Source organism: Micromonospora sp. C28ISP2-4, assembly GCF_030519385.1.
In the GTDB taxonomy this organism is placed as follows: Bacteria; Actinomycetota; Actinomycetes; order Mycobacteriales; family Micromonosporaceae; genus Micromonospora; species Micromonospora tulbaghiae.
On the sequence record NZ_JAUMKG010000004.1, the window covers coordinates 91264 to 103984 of the forward strand.

The 12721-nt window shown below is 73.2% G+C and carries 10 protein-coding genes, 1 pseudogene and 1 riboswitch; of the genes and pseudogenes, 7 read left to right on the top strand and 4 right to left on the bottom strand.

The annotated features are described in order from the left end of the window. Window positions 1-29: 29 nt before the first annotated feature. Window positions 30-1250 (bottom strand): MFS transporter, encoded by a 1221-nt coding sequence (locus Q3W68_RS16555; protein ID WP_302906284.1) that lies wholly within the window; start codon window positions 1248-1250, stop codon window positions 30-32. Next, on the bottom strand, window positions 1247-2809 hold the full coding sequence (locus Q3W68_RS16560; RefSeq protein WP_302906285.1) for an AMP-binding protein: 1563 nt from the start codon (window positions 2807-2809) through the stop codon (window positions 1247-1249). The genes Q3W68_RS16555 and Q3W68_RS16560 overlap by 4 nt, the downstream gene beginning before the upstream one ends. Window positions 2810-3121: 312 nt before the next feature. Here Q3W68_RS16560 and Q3W68_RS16565 point away from each other — a divergent pair, with 312 nt between their 5' ends. The 6 genes and pseudogenes from Q3W68_RS16565 to Q3W68_RS16590 all read left to right on the top strand — a co-directional run bounded on the left by Q3W68_RS16565 (window position 3122) and on the right by Q3W68_RS16590 (window position 9548). Next, window positions 3122-4405, top strand: a complete 1284-nt coding sequence (locus Q3W68_RS16565; RefSeq protein ID WP_302906699.1) for an SGNH/GDSL hydrolase family protein — start codon at window positions 3122-3124, stop codon at window positions 4403-4405. A gap of 66 nt (window positions 4406-4471) precedes the next feature. After that, a complete protein-coding gene (locus Q3W68_RS16570) occupies window positions 4472-5695 on the top strand; it encodes a cytochrome P450 (RefSeq protein ID WP_302906286.1) in 1224 nt (407 codons plus the stop codon). Further along, a pseudogene (locus Q3W68_RS16575) lies at window positions 5692-6609 on the top strand (alpha/beta hydrolase); the annotation flags it as partial. The gene Q3W68_RS16570 and the pseudogene Q3W68_RS16575, both read left to right, overlap by 4 nt. A gap of 169 nt (window positions 6610-6778) precedes the next feature. Continuing rightward, on the top strand, window positions 6779-7924 hold the full coding sequence (locus tag Q3W68_RS16580; RefSeq protein WP_302906287.1) for an alpha-hydroxy acid oxidase: 1146 nt from the start codon (window positions 6779-6781) through the stop codon (window positions 7922-7924). Between the two features lies 1 nt (window position 7925). Then, entirely contained in the window at window positions 7926-9269 is a 1344-nt protein-coding gene (locus Q3W68_RS16585; RefSeq protein ID WP_302906288.1) for a PLP-dependent aminotransferase family protein, read from the top strand. Window positions 9270-9296: 27 nt separating this feature from the next. Further along, window positions 9297-9548, top strand: a complete 252-nt coding sequence (locus Q3W68_RS16590) for a hypothetical protein (RefSeq protein ID WP_013286617.1) — start codon at window positions 9297-9299, stop codon at window positions 9546-9548. A 57-nt stretch (window positions 9549-9605) separates the two neighbouring features. Here Q3W68_RS16590 and Q3W68_RS16595 read toward each other — a convergent pair whose 3' ends face one another. Then, a complete protein-coding gene (locus Q3W68_RS16595) occupies window positions 9606-11042 on the bottom strand; it encodes a glycine hydroxymethyltransferase (protein ID WP_302906289.1) in 1437 nt (478 codons plus the stop codon). Window positions 11043-11060: 18 nt separating this feature from the next. Beyond that, window positions 11061-11150: riboswitch (ZMP/ZTP riboswitch) on the bottom strand. A gap of 105 nt (window positions 11151-11255) precedes the next feature. On the opposite strand from Q3W68_RS16595, the gene Q3W68_RS16600 reads away from it, so the two are divergent. Next, window positions 11256-12062, top strand: a complete 807-nt coding sequence (locus Q3W68_RS16600) for an SDR family oxidoreductase (protein ID WP_302906290.1) — start codon at window positions 11256-11258, stop codon at window positions 12060-12062. Between the two features lie 66 nt (window positions 12063-12128). On the opposite strand, the gene Q3W68_RS16605 is transcribed toward Q3W68_RS16600, so the two are convergent. Next, window positions 12129-12629: a hemerythrin domain-containing protein gene (locus tag Q3W68_RS16605; protein WP_302906291.1), complete on the bottom strand. Its 501-nt coding sequence runs from the start codon at window positions 12627-12629 to the stop codon at window positions 12129-12131. Between the last annotated feature and the right edge of the window lie 92 nt (window positions 12630-12721).

Sequence of the window (12721 nt, forward strand, 5' to 3'; positions counted from 1 at the left end):
ACCCTACCGCCGGCCCCCGACACGACGGCTCACACCGGCGTGGGCGTGGCCGGTTCGGTTGCCGGGCGCCGGGACGCGCGGCTCAGCAGCAGCGGCCCGACGGTCAGCACCAGGCAGACCACCGACATCACCAGCAGCGCCGGGGTCAGGTCGAGCAGCGCCACCGACCAGCCGCCGAGCAGCGCGCCGACGGGCAGGCCGAGGAACGCCACCGATCCGGAGATGCCCAGCACCCGGGTCTGCAGCTCGCCCGGCACCCGCTGGTAGAGCGCGGCGCCGAGCAGCGGGTTCACCGCCGCGATGCCGATGCCGGACAGGAACGTCACCACGAGCACCACGACCAGGTTCTCGCTGAGCGCCAGCGCGAGCAGCCGGGGCGCGCCGCTGAGCGTCAGCCCCAGCGCGAACGTCGCCCCGGCGGGCAGCCGCGTGCCGACCACGGTGAACAGTACGTTGCCCAGCAGCGCGCCGGCCGAGAAGACACCGAGCAGCAGACCGAACCCGGCCGGGTCGCCGAGCACCTCGTTGACCCACAGCGGGATCCAGACCGCGACGCTTGCGTTGGCGAACATGTTCGACACCGAGACCACGATCAGCATGGTCATCAACGTCCGGTCGGTGCGCAGGTACGCGAAGCCGCCGCGCAGTGCCCGCAGGTACGGCTCCCGGGGCGCGGGCTGCGCCGGTGCGGGCGGGCGGACCAGCACGCCGATCAGCAGCGCGCAGACCGCGAACGTGGCCGCGTCGATCCAGATGGCCCGGGTCAGCCCGACCCAGTCGATGAGCAGCCCGCCGAGCACCGCGCCGAACAGCGTCATGCCCCGGGCCAGGCCGTCGTAGGCGCTGGTGAGCCGGATGAGCGGCACCCCGGCCCGCTCGGCCGCCGGTTTGAACAGCACGTGCTTGACCCGGTCGCCGATGCCGCGCAGCCCGCCGGCGACCGCCACGAGCACGAGCAGCGTGCCGAAGCCGAGCCAGGGCGCCAGCGCCACCACGGCCATCGCGACGGCGCTCGCCGCGTCCACGAACACCGAGGTACGGCGTACCCCGAACCGGTCCGCCCACGGGGTCGCCAGCGCGCTGGAGAGCATGTACGGAAGCGTCTCCGCCGCCGCGACGAGTCCCATCTTGGTGGGGCTGCCGGTGGTCTCCAGCACCAGCCAGGGGATGGCCACCACCGAGATCCGCGTGCCGAGGTTGGACAGCAGGTCGGCGCCGACCAGGGTGTACAACTCCCGGCGCGGGTTCACGCCGGGCTGCCGATCGGGTCGGCGCCGGCCGGGTGCGTGGCGGCGTACCGGGCCCGCAGCGCCCGCTTGTCCACCTTCGCGGACCGGTTCAGCGGCAGCGCGTCGACGAACTCCACGGCGCCCGGTGCCCAGGTCTCGCTCAGTTCCCGGACCACGAGCGCGATCAGCTCCTCACCGGTCACCGAGGCGCCGGGCGCGGGCACCACGTACGCGTGCGGCAGCTCCCCGGCCACCGGGTCCGGCACGCCGATCACCGCGGCGGCGCGTACCTCGGGGTGGCCGGCGAGCACGTCCTCGATCGGGCGGGAGTAGATCGGCCAGCTGCGCTGCCGGGTGAGGATCCGGTCCTGCAACCGGTCGACCAGGTAGAGGTAGCCGTCGGTGTCCACGTGACCGATGTCGCGGGTGCGGACCCAGCCGTCGACGAGCGTCTCGGCGGTCAGTTCCGGCTGGCCGTGGTAGCCGGCGAAGCTCAGCTTGGTGCGTACCCACACCTCACCGTCCTCGCCGGCCGGCAGCACCCGCCCGCCGGCGTCGCGGATCTGGACCGACACGTCGCCGTACGGGCGGCCGCAGGAACGCAGCCGCTCCGGGTGCTCCGGGTCCTCGGTGAGCCCTGGTAGCGCGCAGATGACCACCGCTTCGCTGAGCCCGTACACGATGCGCAGGCACGGGCCGAAGCGGGCGATGGCCTGGCGCAGCCGGGCCGGCGCGGCGGGCCCGGCGCCCACGTTGAACATGAACATCGCGGAGAAGTCGGCGCCCGGCAGGTCGGGGTGGTCGAGCACCTCGTAGAGCATCGGCGGGGTGACGAACGTGGAGGTGAGCCGCTCGGTGTGCACAGTGGCGATGAACGCGGCCGGATCCCACTGCTCGCGCAGGAACAGCACGCCGCCGGTGAACAGGTTGAACAGCGTGGTGATCTGGCCGCTGGCGAGCCACATGGGGGAGTGCGACAGGTGCCGCAGCAGCGGGAAACCGGCGCCCCGGAAGTCGGCGGCGAGCGCGAGCACCTGCCGGTAGAAGCTCTCCCGGTGGTGCACCAGCTTCGGCGTGCCGGTGGTGCCGCTGGTCTGCAGGAACGACTCCGGCGCGGGCACCTCGGCGGGCAGGTCCGGCGCCGGCCCGGCGGCCTCGGCGGTCAGGTCCGGACCGGCGCCGCCGGGGCCGAGGCAGAGCACCGGTACGCCGGACAGGCCCGCCGCGACCTCCACCGCCTGCGCGTCACGCGGGTCGTGCACGAACGCCTCCGGCGCGGACAGCGCGACGAACTCGTCGACCTCCCGGCGGGAGGTCACCGGGGCGACCCACATGCTCCGGCAGCCCAGCAGGTGCAGGGCCAGTTGCAGCAGCGGACCCTCCACGGTGTTGCCGAGCATCACCAGCACCGCCGCGCCGGGGCGTACCCCGTGACGGCGCAACGCGGCGGCCAGGCCGCGCACCTGCGCGGCGACCTGGGGGTAGGTGAGGCGGCGTCCGCCGCCGACGAGCGCCTCCCGGTCGCCGAACCCGGCGAACAGCTCCAGCGCCTCGTGCACGTAGTTCGGCCGGTCGGTCATCGGGCAGCCCCCATCATGGTCCGCAAGCGGCGTCCGGCCAGGTCAGGGCCGGGACAAGACGGCAGGTGCCAGGGTCGGCGACCGCACCGCCGCCAGCCCCGAGCCTAGGCAGCCGCGGTCCACGGCGGACAGAGCCGATCGTCGCTGCGTCACGTCCCCCGGGCATTTGATCATGTCGATCAGGTTGATTGACGCTCGTCACGGCCGGAAGCTAGTTTCCGGTCCATCGCCCGGGCCGGTGCCGCCGACCGCGTCACGCCCGGGGCTGCCGACCATGGAGGATCGATGCCGACCCCGAAGAGATGGCACGTCATAGCTTCCGCCGTAACGCTGCTGATCGCCGCCACCCCGGCGGTCACCGCGAGCGCCGGCCCGACCGGGAACGACCGCGCCGGGCACGGGCGCGCCGAGTGGGCCGGAACCTGGGCCGCGGCGGTGACCCGCGGGAACAACGTGGGCCTGACCGAGACCGGCCTGAACAACCAGAGCATCCGGATGACAGTGCAGACCTCGGTCGGCGGGCCGCGCCTGCGGGTGCGGCTGACCAACCTGTACGGCCAGCAGGCCGTCCAGGTCGGCCGCGCCACGATCGCCCGGCCGAACACCGCCACCCCCGACGACCTGTCCGACATCGTCCCGGCAAGCGTCCGCCAGCTGACGTTCTCCGGCGCCGGGTCGGCGACCATCAACAAGGGCGCCGAGCTGCTCAGCGACCCGGTGGCCTTCCCGGTGGCCGAGCAGGAGGACCTGGTGGTCACCCTGTACTTCCCGGTGCTCACCGGGCCGGTGACGTTCCACGGCCAGTCCCGGGTCACCAACTTCATCGGCGCCACCGACCTCACCTCCGCGGCCGACGGCGCCGGGTTCACCATCCGGCCCAACTGCTGCTGGATGTTCCTGTCCGGCATCGACGTGGAGCGCAAGGTCACGCCCGGCTCGGTCGTGGTGCTGGGCGACTCGATCGGCGACGGCAACGGCAGCACCGTCAACGCCGACCGCCGCTGGCCGGACCTGCTGGCCGAGCGGCTGATCGACGCCCGCCCGGAGCCGCGTACGCCGGGTGTGCTCAACCTCAGCCTGGCAGGCAACCGGCTCAACCACGAGGGCACCGAGCCCGGCGCGGGCGGTTTCCCCGGCTACTACGAGCTGGGCCCGAACGCGCTGGCCCGGCTCAACGAGGACGTGTTCCCGCAGACCGGGGTGCGTACCGTCATCACCCACCTGGGCATCAACGACATCTGGATGAACGGCGACAGCCCGGAGGCGATCATCGCCTCGCTGCGCCAGCTCAACCGGCAGGTCCAGGCACGCGGCCTGACCAGCATCGCCGGCACGCTCATGCCGTACGAGGGCAACGGCGGGCCGGGCGTGTGGACCCCGGAGAAGGACGCCACCCGGCAGGCCGTCAACACCTGGCTGCGCGGGCCCGGCCGGGCCGAGTTCGACGGCGTCGTCGACTTCGACGCGGTGATGCGGGACCCGGCCCAGCCGAGCCGGCTGCTGCCGGCGTACGACTCGGGTGACCACATCCACCCGAACGACACGGGCGCTGCGGCCATGGCGAACGCCGTGCCACTGAAGCTGCTCGGACTGTGACACCGGGCGGGGGCGGCGGTCGACACGACGCCGCCCCCGCCGCCGTTTCCTGGGGAGGAAGAGACAGTGGACGTCAGCGAGATCCTGACCGGGCTCTACAGCGAGCAGGGCCGGCAGAACCCCTATCCCTTCTACGCGGCCCTGCACGAGCACGGGCCGATAAACGCCGTTCCGGCCCGGGCCGAGCACAGCACCGTCAGCGCGGTCGCCAGTGGGTACGACGTGGTGGACCGGATCCTGCGCGACCCCGGCTGGTACAAGGGCTTCCCGCCCGGCTGGGAGGAGCAGGAGATCCTGCGCACGTTCCTCACCTCGATGATGTTCGTCAACCCGCCTGACCACACCCGCATGCGGGCGGTGTTCGCCAGGACGTTCACCCCTCGTCGCCTCGGCGCACTGGAGCCGGTGATCGAGCGGATCGTCGCCGAACGTCTCGACCACATGGCCGAGGTGGGCGCGGACGGCCACGAGGTGGACTTCGTGGCCGACTTCGCGTACCCGGTCCCGGCGCTGGTGATGGCCGAGTTCATCGGACTGCCCGCGGCCGACCTGTCCTGGTACCGGCAGCGGGTCGACTGGATCGACGAGTACATGGACGTCTCCGGCAAGACGCCGGAGCGGCTGGCCCGGGCCAACCAGGCCGCCGAGGAGTTGCGCGTCTACTACCGGGACCTGATCGCCCACCGTCGCCGCGCACCCGGCCACGACCTGATCAGCGGGCTGGTCGAGGTGCTCGACGCGGGCGGCGTCGACCTCACCGAGGAGGAGTTGATCAGCAACCTGATCGTGCTGTTCAACGCCAGCTTCGTGACCACCGTCTACATGTTCAGCAACGGCCTGCCGCTGCTGCTGGACCACCCGGACGTGACCGCCGCGCTGCCCGGCGACGACGCGCTGGCCCGCGGTTGCGTGGAGGAGGTGCTGCGGATGGAGAGTCCGGTGCACTTCCTGGCCCGCTCCGCACCGGCCGGTGTCGACCTCGACGGCGTCCCGGTCGACCGTGACGACAACGTGCTGCTGCTGATCGCCGCCGCCAACCGCGACCCGGCCCGGTTCCCGGACCCGGACCGCTTCGACCCGCGACGCGACGGCCCGCCGTCGCTGGCCTTCGGCGTCGGACTGCACTTCTGCCTCGGCTCGGCGGTGTCCCGGCTGGAGGGCCGCCTGGCGCTGCCGCGCCTGTTCGCGCGCTTCCCCCGGCTCGCCGTCACCCAGCCCTACACGTACAGCGGGAGCCTGTTCCTGCGCGGTATCGACAAACTGTTCGTCACCACCGGGGAGGCCGGATGACACTCGATCCGCAGGTGGTCGCGTGGCGGGCCGCGCGGGCCGCCGCCGGCACCGTGCCGCTCTACACCCAGACCCTCGCCGAGGCCCGCGCCGCCGACCTCGCCGCGATCCGCGCCGGCTCCGGCGCGGTCGAGCCGGTCGCCGAGGTACGCGACACGACGGTGCCCGGCCCGGCCGGGCCGCTGCCGGTGCGGATCCACCGGCCGGACGGCGACGGACCGCTGCCCACGCTCGTCTACTTCTTCGGTGGCGGCTGGACGCTCGGCAGCGTCGACACGGCCGACGGGATCTGCCGCCGGCTGGTCAACCTCACCGGCGCCCAGACCGTGACTGTCGGCTACCGGCTCGCCCCGGAGCACCCGTTCCCAGCCGCTGTGGAGGACTGCCACGCAGCGTTGCGGCACCTCGCCGCGCACGCCGCCGAGTTCCGCGTCGACGCCGAACGGCTGGCGGTGGGCGGCGACAGCGCGGGCGGGAACCTGGCCGCCGCTGTGACGCTGCTGGCGCGTGCCGACGGCGGTCCCCGGCTCGCCGCCCAGCTGCTGGTCTACCCGAACACCGACCAGCGGCCGGGGCACCGGCCCGGCGACGACGAGGACCCGATGCTGTTCAACAGGCACTCGGTCGGCTGGTACCGCGGCCACTACCTGGCCGACCCCGGCGACGCGGCCCACCCGCTGGCCTCGCCGCTGCTCGCGGAGCATCTCTCCGGCCTGCCCCCGGCACTGGTGGTCACCGCCGGGCACGATCCGCTGCGCGCCGAGGGCCTGCGGTACGCGGAACGGCTGCGCGAGGCGGGCGTGCCCACCGAGACGGACGACTATCCGGGCATGGTGCACGGGTTCTTCGCGATGCCCGGCGTGTTCGACGCCGGACGGCAGGCCCAGGAACGGGCTGCCGCCTTCCTACGCCGCGCGTTCGGGCTCGACGGCACGTCCGGCGCGGCCGGCGCGACGTCCGGCACGGGCGAATCCGCTGCTGGCGTGTTCCCGGCCGGGGGCACGGCAGACCCGGCCGGGGGCACGGCAGACCCGGCCGGGAACACGGTGGACGCGGCCGGGAGCAGGGTTGGCGCGGGCGGCCATGGCTGACCCGGCCGCCACCCCGGCGCGGGACGCGCAGCCGCCCGGCGACGCGACCGACGAGTTCGTGCCGCCGGCGAGCCTGGCCGAGTTCGCCGCGCCGGCCCGGGCCGTGCTTCCCGCCGACGTGTGGGACTTCGTCGACGGTGGCAGCGGCACCGAGACCGCGCTTGCCGCGAACCGGGCCGCGCTGGACCGGGTGGCGGTGCTGCCCCGGATGCTGGCCGGCGTGGACGACCCGTCCACCGAGGCGACGCTGCCCGGTGGCCGGGCCGCGCTGCCGGTGGCTGTGGCGCCGATGGCGTACCAGCGGCTGCTGCACCCCGACGGCGAGCCGGCGCTCGCGGCGGCGGCCCGCGCGGCGGGCGTGCCCTACGTGGCGAGCACACTGTCCAGCACCCCGATCGAGGAGATCGCGGCGACCGGGGCGACGGTGTGGTTCCAGCTCTACTGGCTGCGCGACCGGGCCCTGGTGGCCGACCTGCTCGACCGGGCGGAGGCGGCCGGCTGCGCGGCGGTGATGGTCACTGTGGACGTGCCGGTGCTCGGGCGGCGCCTGCGCGACGCCCGTAACGGCTTCGCGCTGCCGCCGCACGTCACCGCCGCGAACCTGCCCGGCGGCCGGGACGACCTCGCGCACCAGGGCACGCCGGGCGTCTCGGCGGTGGCGGTGCACACCGGTGCGGTCTTCGCCCCGGCGCTGAGCTGGGCGGACCTGGAGTGGCTACGGGGGCGTACCCGGGTGCCGTTGCTGGTCAAGGGCATCCTGGACCCGCGCGACGCGGTCCGCGCGGCGGACGCCGGCGTCGACGCCGTCGTGGTCTCCAACCACGGCGGCCGGCAGCTCGACGCGGCCCCGGCCAGCGCGGCCGTGCTTCCAGAGGTGGTCGAGGCGGTCGAGCAGCGGTGCGCGGTGCTGCTGGACAGCGGCATCCGCAGCGGGGTCGACGTGCTGCGCGCGCTGGCGCTCGGCGCGGACGGCGTGCTGCTGGGCCGGCCGCTGCTCTGGGCGCTCGCGGCCGGTGGCCGGGCGGGCGCCGAGGCGGCGCTGGCGCTGCTCGCGGCGGAACTGCGCGACGCCCTCATCCTCAGCGGCTGCCCCGACCCGGCCTCGGCCCGGCGGCTGCGTACCCGGATCGGAGTCTGACGTGGAGCCGCTCGACCTGGCCGTCTCGGCGCTGCACGGCAGCGTCGGCGACCCGGCACTGAACTCGATGAACTTCCTCAACGAGGTGGCGCAGCACTACCCGGACGCGGTGTCGCTGGCGGCCGGGCGGCCGTACGAGGAGTTCTTCGACTCCGCGCTGCTGCACACGCACCTGGACCGCTTCCGGCGCTACCTGGCCGAGGAGGTCGGGCTGGACCGGGCCGGTGTGGACCGGACGCTGCTGCAGTACGGCCGCACCAAGGGCATCGTGCACCACCTGATCGCCCGTCACCTCGCCGTGGACGAGGGGCTCACCGTCGATCCGGAGTCGATAGTGGTGACCGTCGGCTGCCAGGAGGCCATGTTCCTGGTGCTGCGCGCGCTGCGGGCCGGCCCGGCCGACGTGCTGTTCGCGGTGGCGCCCACGTACGTCGGGCTCACCGGCGCGGCCCGCCTGGTCGACCTGCCGGTACGCCCGGTGGCCGGCGGGCCCGGCGGCGTCGACCTGGACGACCTGCGCGCCGGGGTGCGCCGGGCCCGCGCGGAGGGGCTGCGGCCCCGGGGCTGCTACGTGATGCCCGACTTCGCCAACCCGTCCGGGGTCAGCATGGACACCGCGCAGCGTCGGCGGCTGCTGGAGCTGGCCGCCGAGGAGGACCTGCTGCTGATCGAGGACAACCCGTACGGCCTGTTCCCGGCCGACGGCACCGAGCGGCGGCCCACGCTCAAGGCGCTGGACACCGCCCGCCGGGTGGTCTACCTCGGCTCGTTCGCCAAGACCGTGCTACCCGGCGCCCGGGTCGGCTACGTGGTGGCCGACCAGCGGGTGGGCGAGGCGGACGGCGCCGTCGTCCCGCTCGCCGACCACCTCGCGAAGATCAAGAGCATGGTCACCGTGAACACGTCGCCGATCAGCCAGGCGGTGATCGGCGGCGCGCTGCTCGCGCACGACTGCTCGCTGGTGGCCGCGAACGTCAGGGAGCGGGCCGCGTACGCCCGCAACCTGCGCCACCTGGTCGACGGCCTGGCCCGGCGCTTCCCGCCCGGCGGCCCGGTCTCCTGGACCGTCCCGGCCGGCGGGTTCTTCGTGGTGGTGAGCGTGCCGTTCGCCGTCGACGACGCGCTGCTGCACCGCTCGGCGCGCGAGTACGGCGTGCTCTGGACCCCGATGGCGCACTTCTACGACGCGGGCACACCGGTGAATGCGCTGCGGTTGTCGGTGAGCGCCGTCACACCGGAGTCCATCGATCTGGGCCTGGACCGGCTCGCCGCGCTGGTCACGGAGGCCATGGCGAGCGATGCGACGCCGGAGTGTCAGGGTGCCGCCACAGTGCGTGTTTCCTGACGCCGTCGCTCTGTTGATAATGGACGAATGGTTGCCTGGGAGTACGCGTTGCTCGTTCGTCGGTATCAGGGTCAGGGTCGCAATTTCCACGTCTCGTTCGTGTGGTACGGCCCGGACGGGTCACGCACCGACGTGACGGCGTACGGCGACACCGCGATCGCGCACCTCAACCGGGTCGGCCGGGAGGGGTGGGAGCTGGTCTCCGCCGCCGAGGACGTGAACAACGTGCAGGGCAGCACCGAGGTCCACCGCTACCACCTGAAGCGCCCGCTGCGCTGACCCGCTTACAACGGCGCCCCGGGAGATCGTTCTCCCGGGGCGCCGCCGTCACTGCTGTCAGCCCAGGTCCACGGCGGGGTAGAGCGGGAACGGCGTGAGCAGGTCGGCGGCCTGCTTGCCGACGGACTCGGCGACGGCCGGGTCCAGCACGTACTTCGCCTTCGACGGCGCGCCGTCCGGGCCGGTGCCGGGCGTGGTCTGGCTGAGCACGGTGTGGATCAGCTCGGCCGTGGCGTCCATCTCGGCGGTGCCGAGGCCCCGGGTGGTCAGCGCCGGGGTGCCGATGCGGATACCCGAGGTGTACCAGGCGCCGTTCGGGTCCTGCGGCACCGAGTTGCGGTTGGTGACGATGCCCGAGTCGAGCAGCGCCTGCTCGGCCTGCCGGCCGGTCAGGCCATACCCGGACACGTCGATGAGCACCAGGTGGTTGTCGGTGCCGCCGGTGACCAGCGTGGCGCCCCGGCGCAGCAGCCCGTCGGCCAGCGCCTGCGCGTTGTAGACGATCCGCTGGGCGTAGTCGGCGAAGTCGGGGCGGCGCGCCTCGGCCAGCGCGACCGCCTTGGCGGCCATCACGTGCGGCAGCGGCCCGCCGAGCACCATCGGGCAGCCCCGGTCGACCTGGTCGGCCAGCTCCGGCCCGCAGAGCACCATGCCGCCGCGCGGGCCACGCAGCGACTTGTGCGTGGTGGTGGTGACGATGTGCGCGTGCGGCACCGGGTCGAAGTCGCCGGTGAAGACCTTGCCGGCGACCAGCCCGGCGAAGTGGGCCATGTCGACCATGAAGGTGGCGCCGACCGAGTCGGCGATCTCCCGCATGATCCGGAAGTTGACCTTCCGCGGGTACGCGGAGTAACCGGCGACCAGGATCAGCGGCTTGAACTCGCGGGCCGCCTCGGCCACCCGGTCGTAGTCGATCAGGCCGGTGGCCGGGTCGGTGCCGTAGCTGCGCTGGTCGAACATCTTGCCGGAGATGTTCGGCCGGAAGCCGTGGGTGAGGTGCCCGCCGGCGTCCAGCGACATGCCGAGCATCCGCTGGTTGCCCAGCTCACGGCGCAGCGCGAACCAGTCGGCCTCGGTGAGGTCGTTCACCTGCCGCGCCTGTGCCTTGCGCAGCGCGGGGGACTCGACCCGGTCGGCCAGGACCGCCCAGAACGCGACCAGGTTGGCGTCGATGCCCGAGTGCGGCTGCACGTACGCGTGGGACGCGCCGAACAGTTCGCGGGCGTGCTCGGCGGCGAGCGCCTCGACGGTGTCGACGTTCTGGCAGCCGGCGTAGAAGCGGCGCCCGACGGTGCCCTCGGCGTACTTGTCGCTGAACCAGTTGCCCATCGCCAGCAGCGTCGCGGGGGAGGCGTAGTTCTCGCTGGCGATGAGCTTGAGCGACTCGCGCTGGTCGGCCAGTTCCGCGGCGATGGCGTCGGCGACCCGCGGCTCGACGCCGCGGACGACCTCCAGCGCGCTGCGGAAGGCGGTGGACTCGGCGTTGCGCGACATGCGACCTCCAGGTGACGTGCGGAAGGCCCAGGCGCTCGGCATGCGTCCTCATGACGAGGCCGCTCCCCGATGGTGCTCCATCTCCACGCGCCAGTCACGGCCTGTGCCGATCCTACCGGCCCGGCCGGGACCTGCGGGGTTGGGCCGCCCGTACCGGGGCACACCGTGGGGGAGGGCCGGCCCCGACCCGGCCCGGGGAGAGGAGGCACGACCATGACCACACCGAGCACCGGACGGCCGCTCGCCGTGGTGACCGGCGCGTCCAGCGGCATCGGGTACGAGCTCGCGGTCCAGTTCGCCGAGCACGGGTACGACGTGGTGGTCGCCGCCGAGGACGCGGCGATCGAGCGCGCGGCCGGCGACCTGCGGCGCGACGGCGGCCCGGAGGTGTACCCGGTCCAGGTGGACCTGGCCACGCCCGAGGGCGTACAGCGGCTGGCCGGGGAGGTGACCGGCCTGGGCCGCCCGGTCGACGCGCTGGCGCTCAACGCCGGGCGCGGCGCGGGCGGGGACTTCGTCGGCGGCACCGACCTGGCCGACGAACTGACCGTGATCGACCTGAACGTCCGCTCGACGGTGCACCTGGCCAAGCTGCTGCTGCCGGACATGGTCCGCCGGGGCGCCGGGCGGGTGCTGTTCACCTCGTCCATCGCCGCCACCATGCCCGGGGCGTACCAGGCGGTCTACAACGCCTCGAAGTCGTTCGTGCAGTCCTTCGCCGAGGGGGTGCGCAACGAGCTGAAGGACAGCGGCGTCACGGTGACCTCGCTGATGCCCGGCCCGACCGACACCGAGTTCTTCGACCGGGCCGACATGGAGGACACGCGGGTCGGCCAGGGGCCCAAGGACGACCCCCGCAAGGTGGCCGAGGACGCGTTCGAGGCGCTGATGAAGGGGGAGCACAAGGTCGCCGCCGGTTCGCTGGTCAACAAGATCCAGGTGGCCGCCGGCAAGATCATCCCGGATCGGCTGAAGGCCGAGCAGCACCGCAAGATGGCCGAGCCCGGCTCGGGCGACTGAGCCCGCTACGTGAGCGGGACCGCCCCGAGGGAAAGGGGCGGTCCCGCTCGCGTCGTGCGGCCGGTGTCAGGCGACCACGGCGTCCAGCGACTTCTTCAGCGCCTTCGGGGCGGTCGGCGTCTTCGGCGCCTTCGGCCGCAGGTCGAGCATCCGCTGACCGATCTCCTGCAGCTGGTTACGGCCGAGCGCCTCGCGCACCTTCGGGAACCACTCCTGCTCCTCCTCCTCGACGTGGTGCAGCACGTTCTCGATCAGCACCGTCGTCTTGGCGTTGAAGCGCTCGTCGTCGGCGTCCATGGTGAACAGCTCGAAGCAGAGCACGTCCGCGACGTGGTGCTCCTCGTACGACTCCAGGATGTCGTCCTCGACGTCGGGCACCAGCTTGCGGACCTCCGGGTACATCACCTCGTTCTCCAGGTAGGTGTGCACCGTCAGAGCTTCGAGGATCTGCGTGACGATCTTCCCGCGCTTGCTCGCCGGCCCCTCCTCGGCCTCCTGGAAGGCCTTGAACAGGCGACGGATCTCCTTGTGGTCCTCCTTGAGCAGGACGATCGCGTCGGTGGACACCGGTTACCTCCTAAGTCGGCTGACGCTGCCCCCCTACCCGCCGCCCGACCAGGACAAACAGACCGGGCCCGGCGATAACGCCGGGCCCGGTC

Coding starts and splice junctions, on each gene's coding strand:
- Q3W68_RS16580 (WP_302906287.1), top strand. CDS start 6,779: ATGGCTGACCCGGCCGCCACCCCGGCGCGGGACGCGCAGCCGCCCGGC.
- Q3W68_RS16600 (WP_302906290.1), top strand. CDS start 11,256: ATGACCACACCGAGCACCGGACGGCCGCTCGCCGTGGTGACCGGCGCG.
- Q3W68_RS16590 (WP_013286617.1), top strand. CDS start 9,297: ATGGTTGCCTGGGAGTACGCGTTGCTCGTTCGTCGGTATCAGGGTCAG.
- Q3W68_RS16560 (WP_302906285.1), bottom strand. CDS start 2,809: ATGACCGACCGGCCGAACTACGTGCACGAGGCGCTGGAGCTGTTCGCC.
- Q3W68_RS16595 (WP_302906289.1), bottom strand. CDS start 11,042: ATGTCGCGCAACGCCGAGTCCACCGCCTTCCGCAGCGCGCTGGAGGTC.